The sequence below is a fragment of the Arthrobacter sp. Soil_C_49 genome (genome assembly GCF_057656635.1).
On record NZ_JBDGJZ010000005.1, the window covers coordinates 129,277 to 155,182 of the forward strand.

Consider the following 25,906-nt stretch of genomic DNA (forward strand, 5'->3'; position numbering starts at 1 on the left):
CAGACCGGGCGCCCGGACACGATCCCCGGTCAGCCGGATGCCTTCCCACGTTTCCAGCCTCCCCGCTCGGACACGGCCAGCCCGAGCAGCCCCAGCCGGCCGAGCCCCGCCCGCACTGATTCCGGCCCAAGCCCGGCCACGGAACAGAGCTTCTCCACAGACGTTGTGGACCGCAGTGGCAGCGCATCCAGGAGAATCAGGTCTTCCAGGGTGAGCCCGTCCTGGACTTGGGTTCCGCTGTGGCGTTGTTCCGGAAGGCCGGATCCGCTGGGCGATGCAAGCTCGGCGATTTCGGCGGCGTCGGTGACACACACGGCGCCGCCGTCGCGAAGGAGCCGGTGGCAGCCGGCCGAGTTGGCGCTGTTCACCGAGCCCGGGACTGCGCCCACGGCTCGTCCCAGCGTCTCGGCGTGGTGGGCGGTGTTCAGGGCTCCTGACCGCCACCGCGCTTCGACCACCACCGTCACCGCGGACAGGGCAGCGATGAGCCTGTTCCGTTGCAGGAAACGGTAGCGGGTGGGCGCCGAGCCCGGGGGGACTTCCGCAATTACGGCACCCTGGTTGCAGACGGCGCGGAGGAGGTCCTCGTTGCCTGACGGGTAGAAGCGGTCAACACCGCCGGCCATCACGGCGATGGTGGGCACCGCTGTCGAAGCGCCGGCAAGCGCGGCGCGGTGGGCGTGTGCGTCAATGCCATAGGCACCGCCGGACACGATGGTGAAGCCCCGTTGCGCCAAAGAGTAAGCCATGTCGCCTGTTACCGATGCACCGTAGCTGGTGCTGTCCCGCGACCCGACGAGCGCTATGCACTTATCCGCTCCGGGAAGGAGTTGCTCCTGTCCCCGCCACCACAGGGCGATGGGTTCCTGGATCCCCAGGTCGGCCAGCTGGGGAGGCCACAACTCGTCCGAGGGGATGATCAAGCGGCCGCCGAGGCGGGCCATCGTGGCGAGGTCCCGCTCCGGGGCCAGGTCCGGGATCCGGGGCTGCCAGCGCTTCAGGGCGGCGGCCATCCCGGACCAACTGGTTGCGGATCCGCTGTCCGTGAGGAGTGCGGTGATTTCGTGCTCCAGTCCGGCTCCGGCAGCAACCTGTCCCGTGGCAATCCGCAGCGCATCCGGTGCGCCGCAGATCCGCACCAGTGCCAGGCCTGCGGAATCCTGGGGTTCCATCAGCCGGGCAAGAGCAGCGCGGGCCAGCCTCTCCGGATCCATCCCGGCCGCGTTCATGCTGCCACCGCCGCGGCCTGGCGCAACCCGAGGGCCTGCCCGATATCGTTGACGTCCGGCCGTTCCCGATATCCAAGATCCGCCATGGTCCAGGCCAGCCGCAGAACCCGGTCGTAGCCGCGGGCGGTGAGGACGCCACGCTCCAGCGAATGGTCGAGGATGCGGGTGGAAACCGCTGGAAGCCGGAGTTCCCCGCGCAGCACGCGGCCGGGTACCTGGGCATTTGTCTCCAGGCCGAAGGGCTGCAGCCGTTCCAGCTGCCGCACGCGCGCGTCGCGGACCCGGGCGGCAACAGACGCCGTGTCTTCCTCGGCGCCTCCCTGGCCGAACTCCGCAAGGGAAACCCTGTCCACCTGGAGCTGGATATCCACCCGGTCCAGGAGCGGCCCGGACATCCTGGCCAGATACCGCCGCCGCATCACCGGCGTACAGGTACAGTCCAGTCCCTTCCCGGACGCCTTGCCGCACGGACAAGGGTTGGCGGCGAGGACCAGCTGAAAGCGGGCAGGATAGGCAGCGGTGCCGGCGGAGCGGTGAATCACCAGCTCACCGCTCTCCAAAGGCTGGCGCAACGCGTCCAGGACCCGGCGTTCATACTCGGGGGCTTCGTCCAGGAAGAGCACGCCCCGATGGGCACGGGAGGCGGCCCCGGGCCTGGGCAGGCCTGACCCGCCACCGATGATCGCGGCGGCGGTAGCCGAGTGGTGCGGGCTTTCGAACGGCGGCCGGCGCAGCAGCTGGGCCGAGGAGGACGGCAGGCCGCAGAGCGAATGGATGGCGGTGACCTCCATGGCCTCGTGGTCGGCAAGGTCCGGCAACAGTCCGGGAAGGCGTTCGGCCAGCATGGTTTTGCCTGCACCCGGCGGCCCCATCAGGAGAAGGTGGTGTGCGCCGGCTGCTGCCACTTCGAGGGCCCGCCTGGCATCGCCCTGCCCCGAAACATCAGCCATGTCCGGGCAGCTTCCGTACTCCTCCTGTTCGTCGGCTGGAAGCTCCGGATCATCCGGTTCGAAATCCAGGGCAAGCTCCTGCGGGTCCGCGCCAAAGTCGAGGGCCAGCCGGGCGAGCGTGCGATAGCCACTGACATTGGCCCCGGGAACCAGGGCAGCCTCAGCCAGGTTGGCTTGGGCCACCACGATGTCCGGATAGCCCGCCTGTACCGACGCCATCACGGCGGGCAGGATGCCGCGGACCGGGCGCAGCCTGCCGTCAAGCCCCAGCTCCGCGATAAAGACTGTTCTCCCCGTCGGCTTGATGTCGTTCGCGGCCCGCAGCACTGCCATGGTGACGGCCAGGTCAAACCCGGAACCCCGTTTCGGCAGGGAGGCGGGAATGAGGTTGGCGGTGATCTTCCGGCGGCTCAGGGGAATGCCGGAATTCTTCGCCGCCGAGCGGATCCGCTCCTTGGCTTCGTTCAACGAGGCATCCGGCAGCCCAAGAAGGATAAAAGCAGGAAGGGTTTGCCCGATGTCGGCCTCGACCTCCACGATGTAGCCGTTCAGCCCCACCAGGGCGATGGAGTAGGTTCTGCCCAGGGACATTCACCCCACCCCCTTGAGGTGCTCCACCAAAGGTTCGCCGCCGCCATCGTCCAGGACGGCGATGACGTCCACGCGGCGCAGCGGCATGCGCAGCTCCCGGTCCCGGCACCACGCGGAGCCTAGCCTGTGCAGGCGGGCGAGCTTCTCAGGGCCCACCGCTTCGAAAGGGTGGCCGTAATCGAGGGATCGGCGGGTCTTTACTTCGGCGATGACCAGGGCATCGCCGTCCAGGGCCACGATGTCGATTTCGCCTTCGGTGCAGCGCCAGTTGCGCTCCACCACCAGCATGCCGAGGGATTCCAGATAGCCGGCGGCAAGGTCCTCGCCGCGGCGGCCCAACAGGTCTTTTGATTTCATTTCTACCTCCGCAACCAGCCTGCGGCGGTGCGGTTGCGGAGGTAAGGGAGCTTTTCCCGTATGTGCACAAAGGAGCTGCCCGGGGCGGCTGTGCAGGATAAGTGCCCGGCACCCCGTCAGGCACTACTGGCCCATGTCAACGTCCTTGGGCAGGGCGAGTTCCTCGTTGCGCGGAAGTTCTTCCACGTTGACGTCCTTGAACGTGAGGACCCGGACACTCTTGACGAACCGCGCGGAGCGGTACACGTCCCACACCCAGGCGTCCTGGAGGGTCAGATCGAAGTAAACTTCGCCATCGGCGCTGCGGGCCTGGAGGTCCACGTGGTTGGCCAGGTAGAAGCGCCGTTCGGTCTCGACAACGTAGCTGAACAGTCCGACGACGTCGCGGTATTCACGGTAGAGCTGCAGCTCCATGTCGGTCTCATAGTTTTCAAGATCCTCAGCACTCATGGTTCCATCTTGCACCATGTCCGGCGCCGCTGGCGCCCGCGCTGTGGATGGGAGGCAGTCTTTCAAGCCATCACCGAGCCTCCGCTGCGGGGCTTAGTCTTCGACGCCGGGTCCGTCGCCGGCGTCGCCGTCCGGCCGGTCGTCCTGCACGCCCTCCAGCAACTCGCCGCCCAGCAGCCGCCAGCTCACCCGGTGGTAAGGGGTTGGGCCTGCCGCACGGAGGACGTCCCGGTGCGAAACGGTGGCGTAGCCCTTGTTGATGTCCCAGCCGAAGTCCGGGTACTCGCTATGCAGTTGCCGCATCATACGGTCGCGCTCCACCTTCGCGATCACGCTCGCGGCCGCGACGCTCAGGCACTGCATGTCGGCTTTGATTTTGGTGTGCACGGGGGCGTCGCAAACGGCTTCCAGCACCGGCTCATCGAAGAGGGACAGCTGTTCTGCCGGCGACAACCAGTTGTGGCTGCCATCCAGGAGCACCATGTCCGGGGTCACGCCGGCAGCAAGGATCTCCTGCCACGCACGGGTTCCGGCCAGGCGCAGCGCAGCTATGATGCCAACGGAATCAATCTCCTGCGCCGAGGCGTGCCCCACGGCAGATGCAACACTCCACCGGCGGACCAGCGGCTCAAGCCGTTCCCGTTCAGCGGGGCTGAGGAGTTTGCTGTCCTTCACTCCGGCCAGCGGCCGCTGGCGCTCCACATCCACGACGGCAATGCCGACGCTGACGGGACCGGCCAGGGCCCCGCGGCCCACCTCGTCCACCCCGGCGACGAGGCGCACCCCCTGTGCCTTGAACGTCCGTTCGTGCCGCAAGGTGGGCGCCTTCACGGGACGGGCCACCTTCGCGGCGCCGGCCCGTGCCTTCGCCGCGCCGGCCTTTGCGGGGCTGGCCTTTACCGGGCTGGCTTTGACTACCGGGGGCATGGTCAGGGTGCCGCCGGAACGTTCCGGAACACGTCCGGGTAGTTGTCCAGGGCGGTGATCCGGCTCAGGGGCCAGGCGATGACGGCGGCCTTGCCTTCAAGGTCGGCGAGGTCGATGAAGCCGCCGTCCGCATCCATGTGGGCGCGCGAGTCTGCGGAGTGGTTCCGGTTGTCGCCCATCACCCACACCTTGCCTTCGGGGACAGTGATATCGAAGTTGCGGACCTGCGGGACCTCAGCGGAGTTGATGTACTTTTCGTCGATGGCGGTCCCGTTAATGGTCAGTTTACCGCCGTCGTCACAGCAGACCACGTGGTCCCCGGGCAGCCCGATGACCCTCTTGACCAGGTGTTGCTCCGAGTTGTCCGGCAGGAGGCCAACAAACGTCAGGCCGTCCCGCACCCAGGTGAACGGACCATCGGATTTCTCCGGCGCGGCCGGCAGCCAGCCCTTCGTGTCGCGGAAAACCACAACGTCCCCACGGGTCAGCGAGAAGGGTTCGGGGACCAGGAGATTAACAAAAATCCGGTCATCAACGTCCAGGGTGTTGACCATGGATTCAGAAGGAATGAAGAAGGCCCGGAACAGGAAGGTTTTGATCAGGAAGGAGAGCACCACGGCGATGACCACAACGGTGGCTATTTCCTTCAGCCAGGCGAGCACCTGGCTTCCACCGGTCTGTTCGTCGGCGGCCTTGGCCTCGGCGCGGCTGCCTGCGGCAGGAGCTGGCGCTTCAGGACCCGCAGCTGCTTCCGGTGCAGCACTGGCCGGGGAATCCGGGGCGCCGTCTGGACGCGGCTCGGGGGTCCGCGGGTGGTTCTCGGGCATCTACTGTCCGTTCTCTGTAATTGGCCCTGCCGCTGCCGGCCGAGGTACTGCAGCAAATCTATCAAGCGGCCAGACAATCTGGACCGGCCTGCCTGTCACCCTGTCCAGCGGCACCATCCCGCCACCGGGGGCACCCAGCAGGCTCCGGGAGTCAGCGGACACGGACCGGTGGTCGCCCAGCAGCCACAACCGCCCCGCAGGCACCTCTGCGCTGAACTTTTGGGTGCTCGGGAGATCGCCGGGAAAGATGTAGGGCTCGTCCAGCGGCTGGCCGTTGACGGTGATTTTCCCGCCGGCGTCGCAGCAGACCACGGTGTCCCCCGGGAGCCCGACGACGCGTTTGACATAGGTGGTGTCGCTGCCCGTGAGGCCAAGCCATTGGGTGATGGCCGCGGCAGTATCCACCAGTGCGCCCTTGCCGCTGTTGAGCGGTGCGAAGGTGCCCCGGCCGTCAAAGACCACGATGTCCCCGCGCCGGATGGGTTCGGTGTTGAAGTCAGTGCGCGAGACGAGGATGCGGTCCCCGCCCTGCAGGAGCGGTTCCATGGATTCGGACGGAATGTAGTAGACGTCCAGCCAGAGTGAGCGGACCAGCCCGCTGACCGCCAGGGCCAGCACAAAGGCCAGGAACACAAAACGCCAGCCCGTTTTTGGGGGCTGGCGTTTTGTCTGGTCCATAAGTCCGTATCCTGGGCGCTGGTGCATGGCTCCGGCGCTGGCCGGGTACGGCTGCGGCCCTGCCTGGGTAGGTCCGGTAGGACTTACTTGGCGGTGCTGAAGTCGCGCTTTTCCTTGATCTTCGCAGCCTTGCCGCGCAGTGCGCGCATGTAGTAAAGCTTGGCGCGGCGGACGTCACCCTTGGTGACGACCTCGATCTTTTCGATGATCGGGGAGTGTACCGGGAAGGTACGCTCCACGCCGACACCGAAGGACACCTTGCGGACGGTGAAGGTCTCGCGGACGCCCTCGCCCTGGCGGCCCAGGACGAAGCCCTGGAATACCTGGACACGGGTGTTCTTGCCTTCGATGATGTTCACGTGAACCTTGAGGGTGTCACCTGCGCGGAACGCGGGAACATCGGTGCGCAGCGAGGCTGCATCTACGGAATCGAGAATATGCATAATTGCACTCCTGGTGAACGCCACGGGTCATTCACTTTGGGTCACGGCAGCCAAGCCCGGACGCTGATGGCGCACCGGAGATTGCTGCCGAAAGTTTAGTAGTCCGGCCGCTTCACTGATTGATGCGGCCGGTTGTCTTAGCTGTTGGTTGCGCTCCCCCTGTGGCAGGTGCGGACCCAGCAGACACAAGGACTAATTTTGCCACAGTCCGCGGCGGACAGCCAATCCTGCGGGCCGAAGGAGTTCGGGTCAGCCCTGTTGTCCGTCCGGGTGGGCGGGGCGGCGCTGCAGGCGCCCGTCGACGACGTCGTACCCGAGGTCCTGCAGTGCAGTGCGGTCGGCGCGGGGCAGCTTTCCGGCGTCGAACGCTTCGAGCAGGTCCGGCCGGCGTTCCGACGTCCGGCGGAATTGTTCGTGCCGGCGCCACTGCGCGATCTTTCCGTGGTTGCCGCTGAGCAGGACGGCCGGCACTTCCCGCTCCCGCCAGACGGAGGGCTTGGTGTACACGGGGTATTCCAGCAGCCCGTCGGAGTGTGACTCCTCGACCAGTGATTCCGGATTACCCACGACGCCGGGCAGGAGCCTGCCGATGGCCTCGACCATGGCCAGGACGGCGACCTCACCGCCGTTCAGGACGTAATCGCCGAGACTGACGGGCCGGACGGTGAAGTGCTCGTGGGCCCATTCGATGACCCGCTCATCGATGCCCTCATAGCGTCCGCAGGCGAACGCCAGGTGCTCCTGTTCGGCCAGTTCGTAGGCCAGGGCCTGGGTGAACCGCTCCCCCGCCGGCGACGGGACAATCAGTACCGGCCTGCCTGCACCCTCGGGGCGTCCTTCGGCGATCGAGGACAGGGCCTGCGCCCAGGGCTCGGGCTTCATGACCATGCCCGCGCCGCCCCCGTACGGAGTGTCATCCACGGTCCGGTGCCTGTCGGTGGTGAAGGCACGCAGGTCGTGGACGTGCAGGTCCAGCAACCCGTCCTGGCGGGCCTTGCCGATCAGGGAAAGCTCCAGCGGTGCCAGGTACTCCGGGAAAATACTGACGACGTCGATCCGCATTTAGGCTTTTCTTTCCGGATCGGTGCCGGCGTCCTGGTCCGTGTTGAGCTCGAACAGGCCGTCCGGCGGGGTGAGGAGCACGAACCCTTCCCCGATGTTGACCTCGGGAACGATCTGTTCAACGAAGGGGATGAGGATCTCTTCCCCGCCCGGGGTGGTGACCACCAGCAGATCCTGGACCGGCATGGTGTTCAGCGCGGCAACCTTGCCCACCACCTGCGATCCCACCCTGGCCTCGAGACCCACGAGCTCGTGCTCGTACCAGCCTTCGTCGTCGTCCTCGTCGAGTTCTTCGGTTTCAATGAAGAGCTTCGCCCCGCGCAGGGTTTCCGCGTCATTGCGGGTTTCGATTTCCTCGAAGCCGAGGAGCAGGATGTCCTTGTTCCAGCGGGCGCTGCTGACGGTCAGCGGGCCGGCAGAGGCCGGTTCGACCACAAATTCGGTGCCCGGTACGAACCGGTCTCCAGGGGCGTCGGTCAGGACCTGGACCGTAACTTCCCCGCGGATGCCGTGGGGTTTGCCGATTCGTGCCACCTGAAGCTGCATGTGTTCCTCTGTTCGATGTGTCTGTTCCGTGTGGTCCGGGGGTGCCGGTGAAAGCACTCCGGCCCCTCCACCATGGGTGGAGGGGCCGGAGCAAAGCTGATGTTGCCGAGCGCTCAGCGGCGGCGGTCGGTGTCGACGACGTCGACCCTTACCGGCTCGCCGCCGGCCAGGGCTGCCACAACGGTGCGCAGTGCGCGTGCCGTGCGGCCCTGGCGGCCGATCACCCTTCCGAGGTCGTCCTGGTGAACGCGCACCTCGAGGGTATCCCCGCGGCGGTTGCTCTTGGAGCTGACCTTGACGTCATCCGGGGAATCGACGATTCCCCGGACCAGGTGTTCCAGCGCTTCTGCCAGCAATTTACTCAGCCTCGGTGGTCTCTGCTTCGGCTTCGGCCGGTGCCTCGGCTGCGTCAGACTTGGAGGCCTTCTTGGTGATGGCTTCCGGGATGATCACAGAACCCTTTTCGGGGGCAACGAAGGCAGCCTTCTCAGACTTGGTCTTCAGGGTGCCTTCCTGGCCCGGCAGGCCCTTGAACTTCTGCCAGTCACCGGTGATCTTCAGGATCGCGGCAACCTGCTCGGACGGCTGGGCGCCGACGGACAGCCAGTACTGCGCACGCTCGGAGTTGACCTCGATGTATGAGGGCTCTTCGGTGGGGTGGTACTTGCCGATTTCCTCGATGGCGCGGCCGTCACGCTTGGTGCGTGAGTCAGCGACGACGATGCGGTAGTACGGTGCGCGCATTTTGCCAAAGCGCTTAAGGCGAATCTTTACGGCCACTTTTGTGGTCACTCCTGTTTCAGAAAAGGGGGTGAGCCCGGCGTTCTGCACCCGTGGGGCGGGCCGTACTTGCGGGTTCGAAGGACAGGATCCGGACGCGGAGAGAGGGGCCACGCAGATCGAGTACCTGTCTATTGTGCCAGATGAGCGCCCGGATTTCGACTTGACACCCCGCCCGCCGATTGCGGGCGGGAACTAGGAAGTCCAGACGTAGAGGCCACTGCGTTCCGAGTCGTCGATGCCGCCGGCAAGTTCAGCCAACTGCTGGACGTAGGTCCGGGCCTGGGCCGAGTCGAAAGGCATGTCCTCCTGGGCCGCCCACCGTTCGGCGACGTCATCCAGGACGTTGCCTTCCCCTTCGGTTTCGTAGGTCAGCAGGTCCGCGAGCGCGCGGACCATGGCCGGAGGTACCGCCAGGAGCGAATCGCTGGCCACGTCCACCATGGTCAGCTCATAGTCCGCTCCGCCGGCGTGCACGGCTGCGCCGGCAAACTCCCCGAGCTGCTCGACTTCAAAGTCGCTGATGTCAGGGATCCGCAGGGCGTGGGCAGCCGGCTGGCTGCCGCCCTGGTCCAGCATCCCGGCGCGCTTCAGCGCACCCGCATGGTCAGCGACAAAGATCTCGGTGAAGCCCATGGGAATTACCCTCATTCCGTTGACGGTTCGGTCACTGGGGCGGGCAGCGCCTGCCGCCCCGGCCGTTGGGCTTCAGCCTAGTACAGGCCGGCCCGCCCCTGGCGCGGCAACGCCTGCCGGGCGCGGGTCCCGCGGGGCATATCAGCGGACCGTGACCCGGATGTTGTTGCGCCAGGGATCCTCGAAACGGAGTTCAGCGCCGGTGTGGTGGGAAGGCACCCCGGCGACCTTCAGCCGGTCAGCCAGCGCCCCGACGTCGTCCCCGGCCGGAACCTCGATGAGCACTTCGCCCAGGCCCAGCGTGTCCTTGCGCGGGCCGGCGCCGCGGCTGTTCCAGACGTTCATGGCCATGTGGTGGTGGTAGCGGCCGGCGGAGACAAAGAGTGCCTGCCCGTGCCAGCCGGCCGTTTTCTCGAACCCGAGGATGCCCACGTAGAAGTCACGCGCCAGCTGGACGTCGCCTACCTGGAGGTGGACGTGGCCCACCCCGGCAACAGTTCCGCGCTGGCGCTCCAGCGATTCCTCGGTGAGGTGCTGCTCCAGGTAGCGCTGCGGCGGCAGGGCCAGGCTGTCCATCACCACATCGGTGCCGTTCCAGGACCAGTTGCTGCGCGGGCGGTCCCAGTAGAGCTCAATGCCGTTGCCTTCGGGATCGTTGAAGTAGAAAGCCTCGCTGACGAGGTGGTCGGCGCTGCCTGTGAAGGAGCGCGGCTCGAACCGGGCGGCCGTGGCGATGGTGGCGGCGAGGTCGGCCTGGTTTTCAAAGAGCAGCGCTGTGTGGAAGAGGCCGGCCTCGCCCCTGCCGGGCAGGTTCAGCCCGGGGGCGGGCGCAAGATGGACCAGCGGCTTCCGGAGCCGGCCGAGGTACAGGCCGCCGTCCTGTTCGGTGATGACCTCGAGGCCGAGGGCGCGCTGGTAGTAGTCGGTCATGACCTTCATGTCGCCCACCTTGAGCATCACGGTGCCCATGGTGAGGTCGGCAGGAAGAAGATCCTGGGTGGCGGCTTCTGCAGTCATTGTGAAAACTCCCGGTACTGTGGCCCGTCGGGTTGGTGGGCCTGTCACTGTTAAAATTACTTGAAGCTTCAATTTATTCCAAGTGGTTTCCGGGCCTTCGCCTGGGTCAGCGCACGACGTGCCCTTCCAGCACCACATGGGCCGGCTCCTGCACGGTTTGCAGAACCCGGCGCGGGTCCTCCCGGCACAGGACGACGTCGGCCCGGGCACCTTCCTCGAGCACGTCAGCGCCCAGCCACTTCCGGGCGCCCCAGCACGCGGCGTCGAGGGCGGCGGGTGCGGGCAGTCCGGCGTGGTGGAGGGCCAGGATTTCGTCCCCGATCCTGCCGTGCCTGATGACGCTGCCCGCGTCCGTGCCGGCGTAGATCTTCACCCCGGCTTCGAAGGCCTCCAGCACCCGTTCCGCGCGCCGTTCCCACAGGGCGCGCATATGGGCGGCGTACCGGGGGAACTTGGGCTCGGCCTGCGCAGCGATGTCCGGGAAAGTGGCGATGTTGATGAGGGTGGGCACGATGGGAACATCCTGCTCCACGAACCGTGGAATGTGCCGTGGCAGCAGTCCCGTGGCATGTTCGATGCAGTCGATGTCCGCGTCCAGCATCTGGTCCAGGGTCTCTTCGGCGAAGCAGTGCGCGGTGACCCGCGCGCCTTCATCGTGCACCGCCCGGACGGCGTCCTTGACGACGGCGGCGGGAAACGACGGCGCCAGGTCACCGGCGCCGCGGTCTATCCAGTCCCCCACGAGCTTGACCCAGCCGTCGCCGTCGCGCGCCTGCTTCCGGACGGCCTCCACCAGGCCGTCGGGTTCCACTTCCTCAGCGAAGCCGCGGAGGTACCGGCGGGTCCTGGCCACGTGCCTCCCGGCACGGATGAGCACCGGCGCCGCACGACTCCCCTGGAGGAAGCGGGTGTCTACGGGGGAACCCGCATCCCTGACCAGCAGAGTGCCCGCTTCCAGGTCGGTCCGTGCTTGCTCTTCCGCCGTCGCTTCATCGACGGCGCCCCCGGTTCCCAGGCCGATGTGGCAATGGGCGTCAGCAAAACCCGGCAGCACCCAGCCGTCCAAAATTCTGGCCGGTTCCGCCGCCGGCCGACGGAACGTGAGCCTGCCGCCAACGGACCAGAGCCCGCGTACCTCGGTGTCCGGCCCGGTCAGCACGGCGCCGTTGAACTGGATGGTTTCTGCCATGGATCTTCCTCTCTTTCCCGCCCGAAAGGCTAGCACCGCCGGATATGACACAGGCAGTCCAACGAGCTGTGGTAGCTTCTTGGTGACCACACGGGTGCCCTTGCAGGGGCTGAGATCGGGCTGATGCAGCCTGCGACCGTTGAACCTGTCCGGGTAATGCCGGCGAAGGAAGTGAGTATTCCTTGAGTACATCAAATGCACAGCTTAACCCTGCCCAAAATCCGTCCGGCGCAACGGCGGGTGGCCAGGTCCAGCCTCCGGTCACGCAGTCGCTGAAGTCCCATTCCCTGGCGTTCGTCCAGGACGCGGCGGCCGGAATCCGGGTGCCGGTCACGGAAATTGAGCTGGCGGATTCACCGAACGGCCAGCCGAACGGACCGTTCCGTGTCTACCGCACCGCCGGTCCGGGGAGTAATCCCGTCCGCGGCCTCACGCCGTTCCGCGCGGAGTGGATTGAAGCACGCGGGGACACCGAAAAGTACAGCGGGCGCGGGCGGAACCTGCTCGACGACGGCCGTTCTGCCGTCCGCCGCGGGGCGGCGAGCGCCGAGTGGAAGGGCGCGCGGCCGGTGCCCCGCCGCGCCGTCGACGGCAAAACCGTCACGCAGATGCACTACGCACGGCAGGGCGTGATCACCCCGGAGATGCGGTTCGTGGCACTGCGGGAGAACTGCGACGTGGAGCTGGTCCGCAGTGAAGTGGCTGCCGGCCGGGCCATCATTCCGAACAACATCAACCACCCGGAGTCCGAGCCGATGATCATCGGCAAGGCGTTCCTGGTGAAGATCAACGCGAACATCGGAAACTCGGCGGTCACCAGTTCGATCGCCGAGGAGGTGGACAAGCTGCAGTGGGCCACCCAGTGGGGCGCGGACACGGTGATGGACCTTTCCACCGGCGACGACATCCACACCACGAGGGAATGGATCATCCGCAACTCCCCCGTGCCGATCGGGACCGTCCCCATCTACCAGGCACTTGAGAAGGTCAACGGGGAAGCAAACGCACTGACATGGGAGATTTTCCGCGACACCGTCATTGAGCAGTGCGAACAGGGTGTGGATTACATGACCATCCACGCTGGCGTCCTGCTCCGGTACGTTCCCCTGACGGCCAACCGGGTAACGGGCATCGTGTCCCGCGGCGGTTCGATCATGGCCGGCTGGTGCCTGGCGCATCACCAGGAAAACTTCCTCTACACGCACTTCGACGAGCTCTGCGAAATCTTTGCCAAGTACGACGTCGCCTTTTCCCTGGGGGACGGGCTGCGGCCGGGGGCGACGGCGGACGCCAATGATGCGGCACAGTTCGCCGAACTGGATACGCTGGCCGAGCTCACGCAGCGGGCGTGGGAATACGACGTGCAGGTGATGGTGGAAGGCCCCGGGCACATCCCGTTCCACCTGGTGAGGGAGAACGTCGAGCGCCAGCAGGAACTGTGCAAGGGTGCCCCGTTCTACACCCTGGGTCCGCTGGTCACCGACGTGGCGCCCGGCTATGACCACATCACCTCGGCCATCGGCGCCACGGAGATCGCCCGCTACGGTACCGCCATGCTCTGCTACGTCACCCCCAAGGAACACCTGGGCCTGCCCAACAAGGACGACGTCAAGACCGGGGTGATCACCTACAAGATCGCGGCCCACGCGGCAGACCTCGCCAAGGGCCACCCCGGCGCGCACGAACGCGATGACGCCCTGTCCAAGGCGCGGTTCGAGTTCCGCTGGCGCGACCAGTTTGCGTTGTCCCTGGACCCGGTGACGGCCGAGGCATTCCATGACGAGACACTGCCTGCCGAGCCGGCCAAGACGGCGCACTTCTGTTCCATGTGCGGCCCCAAGTTCTGCTCCATGCGGATCAGCCAGGACATCCGGGATGAGTATGGTTCCGCAGCGGCACAGGCGGCACTGGCCGATGCCGCAGCGGGCATGCGGGGCAAGAGCGAGGAGTTCCTGGCGGCCGGCGGCAAGGTCTACCTGCCGGAGCTGAGCGTCCCCTCCGGCAGCTGACGCCTCAGGACGCCCAGGGTGCCTGCACCGTGCCCACGTCGCGGATGAAGGACCTGATGATACGGTCCCCCTCCACGGAATCGTGGGGCCGGTGCCCTCCCGCCGCTGTGCGGTGCAGGGCGCCGGTCTCCCGCAGGTATCCGGCGATCTCCTCGTAGAGCGGTTCCCATCCCCCGGTGAGGACCAGGGTGGGCACGCCGGGAACGATGTGCAGCGGGGCTTCCCAGGCGGGGGCCTGCAGCCGGAGCCGCCTGGCGGAACGTTTCTCCTCGGCTGTGGCCGGCTGCTGCAGGTCGGTGGCGTAGACGCGCCGGACGAACTCGCGCTGGAAGTCCTGGTCGCTCATCTGGTGCCGGGCGTCGAAGAGCGGCTGCATGAGGCCGATGTGGGCCGCTGTGGCCGGAAGTTCGGCGGTCAGCGACAGGCAGGCCGGTTCCACCAGCGTCAGGGAAAAGACCAGGTCAGGGCGTTCGACGGCGGCCAGCATGGCCGCGATGGCGCCTTGGGAATGTGCCACGACATGCCCTCCGGCGGCGCCCCGGCCGTCGTCGGCCAGCGACCGCAGCACAATCCTGGCGTCCTCCTCGAAGGAGGATTCAACCGGCTCAGCCACCGGGTCATAGCCGTGGCGGCGGAGGAACAATGCGTCGTAGGACAGTGCCATTCCGTGCTGGCGCGGCCAGGCGGCGGAGCCGAAACTGCCGGCGCCGTGCACGAACACTACCCTCTGCTTGAACATGACCCAACCCTATTCCACGGCACTGACTTCCCCCGGGAACCATCCCAAGTGAGTAGCGCCAAGTGTCGTTATGAACCGTCAAAACGACACTTGGCGCTACTTGGTTGGGACAGCGGCTACTTGCCGAGGAACTTGTCGAAGCCCTTGGGCAGGTTCAGCTGCGACGGATCGAAGTCGCCGGACTGCTGGCCGAACGCGGCGCCGGTGGGCAGGGCCTTGGCAGCGTTGGCGCGCCGGGCCTCGGCGTCCTTGCGCTCCTGGGCAGCCTTCGCCGGGTTGCCGGACTTGGCCTTCTTTTTGGGGGCATTCTTGGCGTTCTTGCGGGCGCCACCGCCGGCCCCGGGCATGCCCGGCATCCCGGGCATGCCCGGCATCCCGGGCATGCCCGGCATGCCGCCCTGGGCCATCTTCTTCATCATCTTCTGGGCCTGCGCAAAACGCTCCAGCAGGCCGTTCACCTCGGAAACGTGCACGCCGGAACCGCGCGCGATGCGGGCGCGGCGTGAACCGTTGATGATCTTCGGGGCCAGGCGCTCGTGCGGCGTCATGGACCGGACAATGGCTTCCACACGGTCAATTTCCCGCTCGTCGAACTGCTCGAGCTGCTGGCGGATGTTCTGCGCGCCGGGCATCATCATGAGCATCTTCTTCATGGAACCCATGTTGCGGATCTGCTGCATCTGGGCGAGGAAGTCCTCGAGGGTGAAGTCCTCCTGGTCGGCGAATTTCTTCGCCATCCGGGCAGCTTCGTCCTTGTCCCAGGACTTCTCTGCCTGCTCGATGAGCGTCAGGACGTCGCCCATGTCCAGGATGCGCGAAGCCATCCGGTCCGGGTGGAAGAGCTCGAAATCGTCCAGGCCTTCACCGGTGGACGCAAACATCACGGGCTTGCCGGTGACCGACGCGACCGAGAGGGCCGCACCGCCGCGGGCGTCGCCGTCGAGCTTGGACAGCACGATGCCGGTGAAGTTGACGCCCTCGTCGAACGCGAGCGCGGTGTTCACGGCGTCCTGGCCGATCATCGAGTCAATAACGAACAGGACTTCGTTGGGCACGATGGCGCGGCGGATCTGGCGTGCCTGCTCCATCATGTCCGCGTCGACGCCGAGGCGCCCGGCGGTGTCCACGATGACAACGTCGTGCAGCTTCTGGCGGGCTTCCTCAACACCGGCACGGGCCACCTCCACCGGGTCCCCTGCCGGGTGCTCCAGTTCGGAGGACGTGGCACCCGGGTGCGGCGCGAAGACGGGTACCTTGGCCCGCTGGCCCACCACCTGGAGCTGGGTGACAGCGTTGGGGCGCTGCAGGTCACAGGCAACCAGCATGGGGCTGTGCCCCTGGGACTTCAGCCACTTGGACAGCTTGCCGGCCAGGGTGGTCTTACCGGCGCCCTGGAGGCCGGCCAGCATGATGATGGTGGGGCCGTTCTTGGCCAGGCGGATCCGGCGGGTCTCGCCGCCCAGGATCTCCACGAGTTCCTCGTTGACGATCTTGACGATCTGCTGGCTCGGGTTCAGCGCGCCCGAAACTTCGGCGCCCAGGGCGCGTTCGCGGACCCGGCTGGTGAATTCACGGACTACGGGAACGGCAACGTCCGCGTCCAGGAGGGCGCGGCGGATCTCCCGCACTGTGGCATCAACATCGGCCTCAGTGAGGCGGCCTTTGCCGCGGAGATTTTTGAAGGTTGCTGTCAACCGGTCAGAGAGTGAATTGAACACGTGCCGTGCACTTCTTTCAGTGGATGATCGGGACTCGACTATCTAGGGTACCAAGCCGGCCCGCAAGGTGGCATGCTGGCGAAATGACGAGCCAAACAACTGTAAAAACCCTGCTCATCCTCGGCGCTTCCGGAGACCTCACCGGCCGGCTGCTCCTGCCGGGCCTCGCACGCCTCGTGGCAACGGGCCGGGCGGCAGGGCTGCGGCTGGTGGGGGCAGGCTCGGATCCCTGGACTCCGGAGCAATGGCGGGACAGGGTGCATCAGTCCTTTGCCGGGTCGGCGGAGTCCGCGGGCCCCGAGGGACAACGCGCCCTGGCGGACCTGGAAAAGGAGACGGTCTACCACCAGCTTGATGTCACCGCCGACGGCGCCCTGGCCTCGCTGCTCGCCACCCTGGAGGGTCCCACGGCGGTCTATTTCGCGCTGCCGCCGCGGATCAGCCAGTTGGCCTGCGAGACGCTCCGCCCGGAGCAGGTTCCGGCCGGCACCCGGCTGGTGATGGAAAAGCCGTTCGGTTCCAGTGAGGAATCCGCCCGTTCACTGAACCAGACCCTGGTGCGCCTGGTCCCGGAGGACCACATCCACCGCGTGGACCACTTCCTCGGCAAGGCCACGGTGCTGAACATCCTGGGCCTTCGCTTCGCCAACAACTTCCTGGAGCCGGTCTGGAACCGGCATCACGTGGAAAAGGTGGAGATCATCTTCGACGAAGACCTCGCGCTCGAGGGCCGGGCCCGCTATTACGACGGAGCGGGCGCACTGCGGGACATGATCCAGAGCCACCTCCTCCAGATCATGGCCCTGATGGCCATGGAACCGCCGTCGACCATCAGCGAACGGGACCTGCGCGACGCCGTCTCCACGGTCCTGCGCGCCAGCAGCGTCCCCGCTCCCGACACCGGGTCCACGCACCGGGCGCGCTATACGGCCGGCACGGTAGGAGGCAAAGAGGTGCCGGATTACGCAAAGGAGGAGGGCGTGGACGCCTCCCGCGGAACCGAAACCCTCGCCCAGATCCAGGTGGGGATTGATAACTGGCGCTGGAAGGGCGTCCCGTTTATCCTGCGCTCCGGCAAGGCGCTGGGTGTAAAGCGCAAGGAGGCTGTGGTGACGTTCCGGCCCGTCCCCCACCTGCCCAAGGGCTTTACGGGCGTGGATTCGCCCAACCAGCTGCGGATCGGCTTCGGGCCGGACACCCTCGAGTTCGACGTGGACGTGAACGGTCCGGGCGAAATCCTCAGCCTGTCCCGGATCACCCTGGAGGCGGAGCTGAGCGCTTCCGAACTCCTGCCCTACGGCGAAGTCCTTGAGGGTGTGCTCGCCGGCGATCCGCTGCTTTCCGTCCGGGGCGACACCGCAGAAGACTGCTGGCGGATCGTGGAGCCCGTGCTGAAGGCCTGGCAGCAGGACACCGTACCCATGGAGGAGTACGACGCCGGATCTGCCGGTCCGGCGGGCTGGTCCAGTACGGCACGGGCAGAGTAGGCCGGCGCCGGCAGCGTGCCGGCTTTGCAGGTCAACAAAAGAGCGGGCAGGAAACCATTCGGTTCCCTGCCCGCTCTTTTGTTGCCTTACCAGTCAGCCGTGGAAGGTGCGGCTGCTTAGATGGCGGCGACTCCGCGTTCCCCGGTGCGGACCCGGACTGCTTCGAAGACGTCCATGGTCCAGACCTTTCCGTCACCTGCCCTGCCCGTGTTCGAGCTGGCGATGATAACGTCCAGGATGTCATCGGCCTGCTCGTCCGTGGCCAGGACTTCCACCCGGATCTTGGGCAGCAGGTCCACGTTGTACTCGGCTCCGCGGTAGACCTCGGTGTAGCCGCGCTGCCGGCCGTAGCCGCTGGCCGCGCTGACCGTCAGGCCCTGTACACCGTAGGCTTCCAGTCCTTCCCGGATGGCTTCGAGCTTTTCCGGCCTGACGATTGCGGTGATCAGTTTCATGCCCCCACGCTTTCCTTGCCTGTTGCTGATTCCTTCTTCGGTGCAGCGGCCGCTTCGGCAGCCTGTGCGCCTTCCTGCTGGCTCTTGCCGGTGATCATGTCGTGCAGCGGCTGGAAGCTTCCGCCGTGTCCGCTTACGCCGAACTCGTAGGCGGTCTCGGCGTGCAGGCTGAGGTCCACACCCACCGTTTCCTGTTCCTGCGAGACCCGGAAGCCCATGGTCTTGTGGATGGCCAGGGCGATGATCGCGGTGAGGATGGCGGAGTAGGCAATGGCGATTCCGGCTGCTGCGAGCTGTGCCCACATCTGGGTCATACCGCCGCCGTAGAACAGGCCGCCGCCGACGCCGTCGGTGGGAAGTGCGATGAAGCCCAGGGCAACGGTGCCGATGATGCCGGAGACGAGGTGGACGCCGACGACGTCCAGTGAGTCATCGAAGCCCCAGCGGAACTTGAGTCCCACGGCCAGGGCAGAGGCCACGCCGGCGACCACGCCGAGGCCGAGGGCACCGACGGGGCTGACGTTGGCGCAGGCGGGGGTGATCGCCACGAGGCCGGCAACTACGCCGGAGGCCGCGCCCAGGGAGGTGGGGTGGCCGTCGCGGATGCGCTCGGTGACCAGCCAGCCGAGCATGGCTGCGGCGGGAGCCGCGAGGGTGTTGATCCAGATGAGGCCGCCCTGTTCAGCCGTGGTGGCAGCGCCGCCGTTGAAACCGAACCAGCCGAACCAGAGGATAGCGGCTCCCAGCATGACGAACGGGATGTTGTGCGGGCGGTGGTTCGGGTCCTTGCCGAAGCCCTTGCGGTTGCCGATGATGAGGACCAGTACCAGTGCCGCGACGCCTGCGTTGATGTGCACCACGGTGCCGCCGGCGAAGTCGATGGCCGGTCCAAGTGCCTGGCCCACTGCGCCTTCGGGGCCGAACAGTCCGCCGCCCCACACCATGTAGGCCAGCGGGCAGTACACCAGCGTGACCCAGACGGGGACGAACACGGTCCAGGCGCCGAACTTCGCGCGGTCCGCGATGGCGCCGCTGATCAGTGCGACGGTGATGATGGCGAAGGTGGCTGCGTAGCCGACCTTGATCAGGCCGTCAGGAGTATCGATCCCTTCGAGGCCGAAGGTGGCGAAGGGATTGCCCACGATCTGCAGGAAGCCTTCGCCGGAGCTCATGGATGCACCCCACAGAACCCAGACAACGCCGACCATGCCGATGGAGATGAAGCTCATCATCATCATGTTCAGTGCGGCCTTGGCACGGGTCATGCCGCCATAGAAAAATGCCAGACCTGGTGTCATGAACAGCACAAGCGCTGCCGCCACCATGATCCAAACGTGACCTGCGGTAAGTTCCATGGTGCACGTCCTCTCTCATCGAATCTTGCGGAGTCCTCCGCCTGCCAACGCCTTTTTGCGTCCTGTAAAGAGTGTGTCGTCGGCGTGTTTCGCCCGCGGAGGATTTAGATTGCCGGCCTGTTACAACAACCTCTAGGAAGTAAATGGTGCATATCGCGCTTGTTACGGTTGTGTTTCATCGATCCCGCCGGTCCCCGGCCCTCCCCAATGCAAGGAACTGCGCACCATGACGGCAGCACCCCGCGAAAGCGGCGCCACTTCAAGGTTCCTGGCCCGCCTTCGGCCTCAGCGGGACCCGCTGCCGCGGGACATCAAGGTGATGCTCGCCGCCGCGTTCCTGATTGCGCTTGGATTCGGGCTTGTTGCGCCCGTATTGCCACAGTTCGCCACTACCTTCGGGGTGGGCAACACCGAGGCGTCGGTGATCGTTGCCATCTTCGCGTTCATGCGGCTGGTGTTTGCCCCCGCCGGCGGAAGCCTGATCGGCAAAGTCGGCGAACGGCCCGTCTACGTGGCGGGGCTGCTGATCGTGGCCCTGTCCACGGCGGCTTGTGCTTTTGCCCAGAATTACTGGCAGCTGCTGCTCTTCCGCGGGCTCGGGGGCGCAGGTTCGGTGATGTTCACGGTGGCGTCCATGGCCCTGGTGATACGGCTGGCACCGCCGGAAAGCCGGGGCCGGGTCTCCGGGGCCTACGCGTCGGCGTTCCTTGTTGGCAATGTGTGCGGTCCCATTGTGGGCGGGCTGCTGGCCGGGTTCGGCCTGCGGATTCCGTTCCTGGCGTATGCCGCGGCGCTGATTGTTGCCGCGCTGGTGGTGCAGACGCAGCTGAGCCACCAGCGCCGCGGGTCGGCGCAGGCGCAGCAGCGGGCACCGGAGATGAAGTTCGGGGAGGCGCTGGGAACGGGGTCTTACCGGGCTGCGCTTGCCTCCAGCTTCGCGAACGGATGGGCCACGTTCGGCGTACGGATGGCCACGGTTCCGCTGTTGGCGGCCGCCGTGTTCGGGGCGGGGCCTGAGGCTGCGGGGCTGGCGCTGGCCGTTTTCGCCGCCGGCAACGCCGCGGCGCTGACCTTCTCCGGGCGCCTGGCGGACAGCATGGGGCGCAGGCCCATGATGATCGCGGGGTTGCTGGTGGCGGCCGCCGCCACGGCCGGCATCGGCTTCGCCGACCAGCTCCTGTGGTTCCTGGCCGCTTCGGCGCTGGCCGGCGTCGGCTCCGGGCTGTTCGGGCCGGCGCAGCAGGCCGCTGTCGCAGACGTGATCGGCAACGAACGGTCAGGGGGCAAGGTGCTGGCTGTGTACCAGATGGTGTCCGACGTCGGCGCGATCGTTGGCCCGGTCCTGGCCGGCGTGCTGGCGGACCGTTGGGGGTATGGCTGGGCTTTTGGGGTCACCGGCGGCGTCATGCTGGTTGCAGCGGGCGCCTGGTTCGGTACCAGGGAGACCCTCAAGCCCGGCAAGGCGTGAGGATCTCCGGCGGGACTAGTTCAACAGGGCGTCCACAAACGCTTCAGGCTCGAAGGGTGCGAGGTCGTCAGCGCCTTCGCCCAGTCCGATGAGCTTGACCGGAACGCCCAGTGACTTCTGGATGGCGACCACGATGCCGCCCTTGGCCGTGCCGTCCAGCTTGGTGAGGACGATGCCCGTGATGTTGACCACCTCGGAGAAGACGCGTGCCTGGTTGAGCCCGTTCTGGCCGGTGGTGGCGTCCAGCACCAGGAGGACCTCGTCCACCTCGGCCAGCTTTTCCACCACGCGCTTGACCTTCCCGAGCTCGTCCATAAGGCCAACCTTGTTCTGGAGCCGGCCGGCGGTGTCGATCATGACAACGTCCACCTCCTGGTCGATCCCCGCCTTGACCGCCTCGTAGGCAACCGAGGCGGGGTCTGCGCCGTCGATGTCCGATTTCACGGTGGGGACTCCCACGCGCTGGCCCCAGGTTGCCAGCTGTTCGGCGGCTGCAGCACGGAACGTGTCGGCCGCGCCGAGCAGGACGTCCTTGTCCTCCGCCACGAGGACACGGGCGAGCTTGCCCACCGTGGTGGTCTTGCCGACGCCGTTCACGCCCACCACCATCATCACGGCAGGTTTGTCGGCGTGGCGCTGGACGTTCAGCGTGCGGTCCATGGTGGGATCCACGAGCTTGATGAGTTCCTCACGGAGCAGCACCTTGACCTGCTCGGGCGTCCGGGTGCCCAGCACCTTGACGCGCTCACGCAGGGCATCAACCAGCTGCATGGTGGGTTCGGTGCCAAGGTCGGCCAGCAGGAGGGTTTCCTCTACTTCGTCCCAGACGTTTTCGTCGATCTTGTCGCTGGACAGCAGGGCCAGGAGCCCCTTGCCCATGATGTTGTTGGAGCGGACCAGCCGTTCGCGCAGGCGCATGAGCCGGCCGGCCACAGGCAGCGGCGTCTCCACCGGGATGACTTCCAGCCCCGCCGCATCGTCCGGGACCGTGGTGGTGTCCAGCTCCTCCAGGTCCACGGTGCCGGCCGGCGTGCCACCGGTGGTGGCCGGCCCGTCCTCGACGGCCGTGCTGCCGCCCCGGGGCAGTACGGGATCGTTGGCATCACGGGTGCCCGGGTACTGGTTGATGTTTTTCCGCGTCTTGAGCAGGACCGGAATCAGCCCGCCAATAACCGCCAAGGCAGCAACAATGGACAAAATTATGGGGAGGATGTCATTCACTCCCCTAGCTTCTCACACGCGCCTCACGCGTGATTGACGCCTGAGGCACGCAAGGTCCACCGCCGCCCGCGCCTATACCTCTGCTCCCAGGCGCTGGCTGATCACGGTGGAGACGCCGTCGCCCCTCATGGTCACGCCGTAGAGCGCGTCCGCGACCTCCATGGTCCGTTTCTGGTGCGTGATGACAATGAGCTGGCTGGATTCCCGGAGCTCCTCAAAGATGGTGATCAGCCGGCCCAGGTTGGTGTCGTCCAGCGCAGCCTCCACCTCGTCCATGACATAGAACGGCGACGGGCGCGCCTTGAAAATGGCCACCAGCAGGGCGACGGCGGTCAGCGAGCGCTCACCGCCGGACAGGAGCGACAGCCGCTTGATCTTCTTGCCGGCAGGGCGGGCCTCCACTTCGATGCCGGTGGTGAGCATGTCCCCGGGATCAGTGAGGACCAGGCGGCCCTCGCCGCCGGGAAAAAGCCTGGCGAAAACCCGGATGAACTGCGCCTGGGTGTCTTCGAAAGCTTCGGTGAAGACCCGCTGGACGCGGTCATCCACTTCCTTGATGATGTCCAGCAGGTCCTTCCGGCTGGCTTTCAGGTCCTCCAACTGCGTGCTGAGGAACTGGTGGCGCTCCTCGAGCGCGGCGAATTCCTCCAGGGCCAGGGGGTTCACGCGGCCCAGGCTGGCCAGATCGCGTTCGGCTTTGCGGAGCCGTTTTTCCTGTTCCTCGCGGACGTAGGGCTTTCCCTTAACAATTTCGGTTCCGCCGGCATCCACCGGGGCGCGCAGGGCAGCCCACTTGTCGCCGGTTTCTTCGGCCGGCACCGGGACGGGAACGTCGGGCCCGAAGTCCGCCACCAGGGCGTCCGGGGTGATGCCAAGTTCATCAATGGAGCGGCTTTCGAGGGCTTCAATCCGGGCCAGCTGCTGTGCACGGGCCAGCTCATCCCGGTGCACATTGTCCGTGAGCTCGGCCAGTTCCCGCGCGAAGGCATCGTTTGCTGTCCGGAGATGCAGCAGTTCCCGGTCCCGCTGTTCCCGGTTCTCCTCGGCAAGGTCGCGTTCGTGCCGTGCCAGGTCCACGGACACGTCCATGTAGCGCAGGGCGAGTTCGACGGCGGCTGCGACTGCAGCGGCACGTTTCGCCTGGGCGCGGCGCCGGCGGGCGCGTTCCGCTGCTTCCTCGCGGGCGCGGCGCTCCGTGGCCGCCGCGCGCTCCAGTGAGGTAACGCGGTTCTGTGTGGCGGTAAGTTGTTCCTCCGCGCTGCGCAGCGACAGCCGGGCCTCCACCTCGGCGGCCCGGGCCGTTGACGCTGCCGCTGCCAGGGCGTCCCGGTGTTCCGTGGAGGGCTCCTGCTCCAGCGGCGCTTCCTGGGCAGCGGCCAGCCGGGCGGCCACGGCAGCGAGGGCTTCCTCCTCCGCCGCGACGTTGTGCTCGGCCCGTGCCAGCGAGGCAGCCAGCCTCTCGCTTTCACCCACGGCACTGCGCAGGACCGAGTTGAGGTGTCCCAGGCGTTCGGCAACAGCTGCCAGCCGCGCGTCCGATTCATGCAGCCGGTCCAGGGCGGCGTCGGCACGTTCCTGCGCCTCCGTCCGCCTGGCCTCTGCGCCGGCCAGGGCGAACCTGCTCCGTTCCAGCCCGGCGGTGACGTCCGAAAGCTGGCCTTCGGCGTCGTCCACTGCCGCCTGGACTTCCAATAGCGACGGCGCCTTGGCTGAGCCGCCGGCAGCAGACACCGCGGTGAATATGTCCCCGGCCCGGGTCACCGCGGTGATCATGGGATGGGCTGACACCAGCAGGGCCGCTGCCTCGATGTCGGTGACGACGGCAGTGCCCGCCAGCAGGTGCCGCACTGCGGCTGCGGAGCGCCCGGCGTCCTTGACAAGTGCGGCGGCCCAGGCGGCTCCTTCCGGAAGGGACGGCGGCGAGCCGGTTTGGGCTCCGGAGGCGGCACCCGGGGAAGCCAGCAGGAGCGACGCACGCCCGGCGTCGTCATCCTTAAGGACCTGGACCGCGGCTGCCGCTGCCTCCTCGTCACGGACCAGCACGGCTTCCGAAGCCTCCCCCAGTGCCGCTGCTATCGCGGTCTCAAAGCCCGGCTCCACAGTGAGTTCCCCGGCCAGGGTCCCCAGCACACCGGCCACACCTGACTGCAGGACGTGCCCGGCACCGTCTTTCCTGGTGAGGCCAAGCTTCAGGGCGTCAAGGCGCGCCGCCAGGGCGTCACGCTTCCGGATTCCCTCACTGACCGCGGCGGTCAGATCAGAGATTTCCTGCAGCACCGCGTCCAGGGCGTCGCTGGCGGCCTCGTAATCCGCATCAAGGGATTCCTCGCCCTCCTCCACGCCGGCCACCTGGTTTTCGAGCGCCGTGAACTCGGATTGCGCTCGGGCGCGGCGCTCCAGCCCGGCAGCCTGCGATTCCCGCAGCCTGCCCAGCTCGGCCTGCGCGGATTCCACCCGGGAGCGGGCCGCGGCCACCTGTCCGGCCAGGCGCGCCAATCCTTCGCGCCGGTCGGCGGCTGCCCGCAGCACTGCCGTCAGCCGCTTGTCTTCGGCAAGGGCTGCCGCTTCGGCTTCAGCCTTTGCTGCACTGGCCGTCTCGAGGGCGCTGCGTTTGTCCAGGAGGTGGCGTTCGAGTTCGGCGAGCTCCGCGCGGACGCGCGCGGCCTGCCGCTCCAGCTGTTCAGGGTCCCGGCCGGCGGGTGCCGGTTCAGTGGAACCGAGCAGGCGGCTGCGTTCCTGGGCCAGCGATCCGAGGGACCGGAGCCGTTCGCGCGAGGCGGTCAGCCGGTACCAGGTGTCACGTGCGGCGTTCAGTTTCGGCGTTGCCTCCGCAGCCAGCTGCTCCAGGGCAGCCTGCTGCCTTCGGCCAACCTCAAGCTCCTGTTCGACGGCGGCGCGCCGGGTTTTCAGGGCGGCTTCGTCCGCCACGTCCTGTTCCAGGGCTTGCTGCAGCTGGACCAGGTCATCGGCCAAAAGCCTGGCCCGCGCGTCGCGGACGTCGAACTGGACGCGCTGGGCCCTGCGGGCAACCTCAGCCTGTTTGCCCAACGGGGTGAGCTGGCGCCGGATTTCCCCCGTGAGGTCGGTGAGCCGCTGCAGGTTGGCCTGCATGGCCTCCAGCTTGCGCACGGTCCGTTCCTTGCGGCGGCGGTGTTTGAGGATGCCGGCTGCCTCCTCGATGAAGCCGCGGCGGTCCTCCGGGGTGGCGTGCAGGACCCTGTCCAGCTGGCCCTGGCCTACGATGACGTGCATTTCGCGGCCCAGACCGGAATCGGAGAGCAGTTCCTGGATGTCCAGCAGGCGGCAGCTTGCCCCGTTGATCGCATATTCGGACCCGCCCGCGCGGAAGAGCGTGCGCGAGATGGTCACCTCGCTGTACTCGATGGGCAGGGCACCGTCGCTGTTGTCGATGGTCAGCGAGACGTGCGCACGCCCCAGCGGCGGCCGGCCCGAGGTTCCGGCGAAGATGACGTCCTCCATCTTGCCGCCGCGGAGCGTCTTGGCACCCTGTTCGCCCATGACCCAGGCCAGGGCATCCACAACGTTGGACTTGCCGGAGCCGTTCGGGCCCACCACGGCGGTGACGCCGGGCTCGAACTCAAAGGTGGTGGCGGACGCAAAGGACTTGAACCCCCGGACGGTCAGGCTTTTGAGGTGCAAGGCTTTTCGGATCTCCTGGGTGGCGTGGGGCGGATGCTGCTTCCCTGCACCAAATCTACTGCGTTGCGGCGCAATGACCCGGATTTACGGCCGTCTCCGCTCTGCTCGGTTC

24 protein-coding genes and 1 riboswitch are annotated in these 25,906 nt (G+C 66.9%); of the genes, 3 read left to right on the top strand and 21 right to left on the bottom strand.

What is annotated here, in order from left to right:
- Positions 1-29: 29 nt before the first annotated feature.
- From dprA to AC3A4Z_RS10590, 15 genes are all read right to left on the bottom strand, one after another.
- On the bottom strand, positions 30-1,229 hold the full coding sequence (dprA, locus tag AC3A4Z_RS10520; RefSeq protein ID WP_498711516.1) for a DNA-processing protein DprA: 1,200 nt from the start codon (positions 1,227-1,229) through the stop codon (positions 30-32).
- Positions 1,226-2,770 carry a YifB family Mg chelatase-like AAA ATPase gene (locus tag AC3A4Z_RS10525; RefSeq protein WP_498711517.1) on the bottom strand — a complete coding sequence of 515 codons (1,545 nt, stop codon included), beginning with the start codon at positions 2,768-2,770 and terminating at the stop codon, positions 1,226-1,228. Before AC3A4Z_RS10525 ends, dprA begins: the two co-directional genes overlap by 4 nt.
- Positions 2,771-3,127, bottom strand: coding sequence for a YraN family protein (locus tag AC3A4Z_RS10530; protein ID WP_050054746.1), 357 nt, complete (start codon positions 3,125-3,127; stop codon positions 2,771-2,773). It abuts the gene before it with no gap.
- Positions 3,128-3,250: 123 nt separating this feature from the next.
- Positions 3,251-3,577, bottom strand: coding sequence for a DUF2469 domain-containing protein (locus AC3A4Z_RS10535; protein WP_050054745.1), 327 nt, complete (start codon positions 3,575-3,577; stop codon positions 3,251-3,253).
- Positions 3,578-3,670: 93 nt separating this feature from the next.
- Positions 3,671-4,504, bottom strand: coding sequence for a ribonuclease HII (gene rnhB / locus AC3A4Z_RS10540; protein WP_498711518.1), 834 nt, complete (start codon positions 4,502-4,504; stop codon positions 3,671-3,673).
- 2 nt (positions 4,505-4,506) lie between these two features.
- Complete coding sequence (lepB, locus tag AC3A4Z_RS10545) at positions 4,507-5,331, bottom strand: signal peptidase I (RefSeq protein ID WP_498711519.1); 825 nt, start codon at positions 5,329-5,331, stop codon at positions 4,507-4,509.
- Complete coding sequence (lepB, locus tag AC3A4Z_RS10550) at positions 5,332-6,009, bottom strand: signal peptidase I (protein WP_498711520.1); 678 nt, start codon at positions 6,007-6,009, stop codon at positions 5,332-5,334.
- Positions 6,010-6,092: 83 nt separating this feature from the next.
- Positions 6,093-6,452, bottom strand: coding sequence for a 50S ribosomal protein L19 (rplS, locus tag AC3A4Z_RS10555; protein WP_050054723.1), 360 nt, complete (start codon positions 6,450-6,452; stop codon positions 6,093-6,095).
- A gap of 249 nt (positions 6,453-6,701) precedes the next feature.
- Positions 6,702-7,514 carry a tRNA (guanosine(37)-N1)-methyltransferase TrmD gene (trmD, locus tag AC3A4Z_RS10560; RefSeq protein WP_498711521.1) on the bottom strand — a complete coding sequence of 271 codons (813 nt, stop codon included), beginning with the start codon at positions 7,512-7,514 and terminating at the stop codon, positions 6,702-6,704.
- A complete protein-coding gene (gene rimM / locus AC3A4Z_RS10565; protein WP_498711522.1) occupies positions 7,515-8,060 on the bottom strand; it encodes a ribosome maturation factor RimM in 546 nt (181 codons plus the stop codon).
- Positions 8,061-8,173: 113 nt separating this feature from the next.
- Positions 8,174-8,416, bottom strand: coding sequence for an RNA-binding protein (locus AC3A4Z_RS10570; protein ID WP_013601399.1), 243 nt, complete (start codon positions 8,414-8,416; stop codon positions 8,174-8,176).
- 1 nt (position 8,417) lies between these two features.
- A complete protein-coding gene (gene rpsP, locus AC3A4Z_RS10575) occupies positions 8,418-8,840 on the bottom strand; it encodes a 30S ribosomal protein S16 (RefSeq protein ID WP_104998279.1) in 423 nt (140 codons plus the stop codon).
- A 195-nt stretch (positions 8,841-9,035) separates the two neighbouring features.
- Positions 9,036-9,476 (bottom strand): hypothetical protein, encoded by a 441-nt coding sequence (locus tag AC3A4Z_RS10580; RefSeq protein WP_498711622.1) that lies wholly within the window; start codon positions 9,474-9,476, stop codon positions 9,036-9,038.
- Between the two features lie 141 nt (positions 9,477-9,617).
- Entirely contained in the window at positions 9,618-10,493 is an 876-nt protein-coding gene (locus AC3A4Z_RS10585; RefSeq protein ID WP_498711523.1) for a VOC family protein, read from the bottom strand.
- A 106-nt stretch (positions 10,494-10,599) separates the two neighbouring features.
- The gene (locus AC3A4Z_RS10590) at positions 10,600-11,682 is read right to left on the bottom strand and encodes an amidohydrolase family protein (protein ID WP_498711524.1); all 1,083 of its coding nucleotides are present in this window, start codon (positions 11,680-11,682) and stop codon (positions 10,600-10,602) included.
- A gap of 80 nt (positions 11,683-11,762) precedes the next feature.
- Positions 11,763-11,870: riboswitch (TPP riboswitch) on the top strand.
- Between AC3A4Z_RS10590 and thiC the strand changes: the two genes are divergently transcribed.
- A complete protein-coding gene (thiC, locus tag AC3A4Z_RS10595) occupies positions 11,865-13,691 on the top strand; it encodes a phosphomethylpyrimidine synthase ThiC (protein ID WP_498711525.1) in 1,827 nt (608 codons plus the stop codon). (Overlaps the previous riboswitch by 6 nt.)
- 4 nt (positions 13,692-13,695) lie before the next feature.
- On the opposite strand, the gene AC3A4Z_RS10600 is transcribed toward thiC, so the two are convergent.
- Both AC3A4Z_RS10600 and ffh read right to left on the bottom strand, forming a co-directional pair.
- Positions 13,696-14,430 (bottom strand): alpha/beta hydrolase, encoded by a 735-nt coding sequence (locus AC3A4Z_RS10600; RefSeq protein WP_498711526.1) that lies wholly within the window; start codon positions 14,428-14,430, stop codon positions 13,696-13,698.
- A 116-nt stretch (positions 14,431-14,546) separates the two neighbouring features.
- Positions 14,547-16,148, bottom strand: a complete 1,602-nt coding sequence (gene ffh, locus AC3A4Z_RS10605) for a signal recognition particle protein (protein ID WP_498711527.1) — start codon at positions 16,146-16,148, stop codon at positions 14,547-14,549.
- An 83-nt stretch (positions 16,149-16,231) separates the two neighbouring features.
- Here ffh and AC3A4Z_RS10610 point away from each other — a divergent pair, with 83 nt between their 5' ends.
- Entirely contained in the window at positions 16,232-17,635 is a 1,404-nt protein-coding gene (locus AC3A4Z_RS10610; protein ID WP_498711528.1) for a glucose-6-phosphate dehydrogenase, read from the top strand.
- A gap of 116 nt (positions 17,636-17,751) precedes the next feature.
- On the opposite strand, the gene AC3A4Z_RS10615 is transcribed toward AC3A4Z_RS10610, so the two are convergent.
- Positions 17,752-18,090, bottom strand: a complete 339-nt coding sequence (locus tag AC3A4Z_RS10615) for a P-II family nitrogen regulator (RefSeq protein WP_015937412.1) — start codon at positions 18,088-18,090, stop codon at positions 17,752-17,754.
- A complete protein-coding gene (locus AC3A4Z_RS10620) occupies positions 18,087-19,445 on the bottom strand; it encodes an ammonium transporter (RefSeq protein WP_493970185.1) in 1,359 nt (452 codons plus the stop codon). Before AC3A4Z_RS10620 ends, AC3A4Z_RS10615 begins: the two co-directional genes overlap by 4 nt.
- A gap of 226 nt (positions 19,446-19,671) precedes the next feature.
- Here AC3A4Z_RS10620 and AC3A4Z_RS10625 point away from each other — a divergent pair, with 226 nt between their 5' ends.
- Positions 19,672-20,913, top strand: coding sequence for an MFS transporter (locus AC3A4Z_RS10625; RefSeq protein ID WP_498711529.1), 1,242 nt, complete (start codon positions 19,672-19,674; stop codon positions 20,911-20,913).
- Positions 20,914-20,928: 15 nt separating this feature from the next.
- Here the strand turns inward: AC3A4Z_RS10625 and ftsY are convergent, their stop codons facing one another.
- On the bottom strand, positions 20,929-22,134 hold the full coding sequence (gene ftsY, locus AC3A4Z_RS10630; protein WP_493970183.1) for a signal recognition particle-docking protein FtsY: 1,206 nt from the start codon (positions 22,132-22,134) through the stop codon (positions 20,929-20,931).
- A 72-nt stretch (positions 22,135-22,206) separates the two neighbouring features.
- On the bottom strand, positions 22,207-25,794 hold the full coding sequence (smc, locus tag AC3A4Z_RS10635; RefSeq protein WP_498711530.1) for a chromosome segregation protein SMC: 3,588 nt from the start codon (positions 25,792-25,794) through the stop codon (positions 22,207-22,209).
- Positions 25,795-25,906 lie beyond the last annotated feature (112 nt).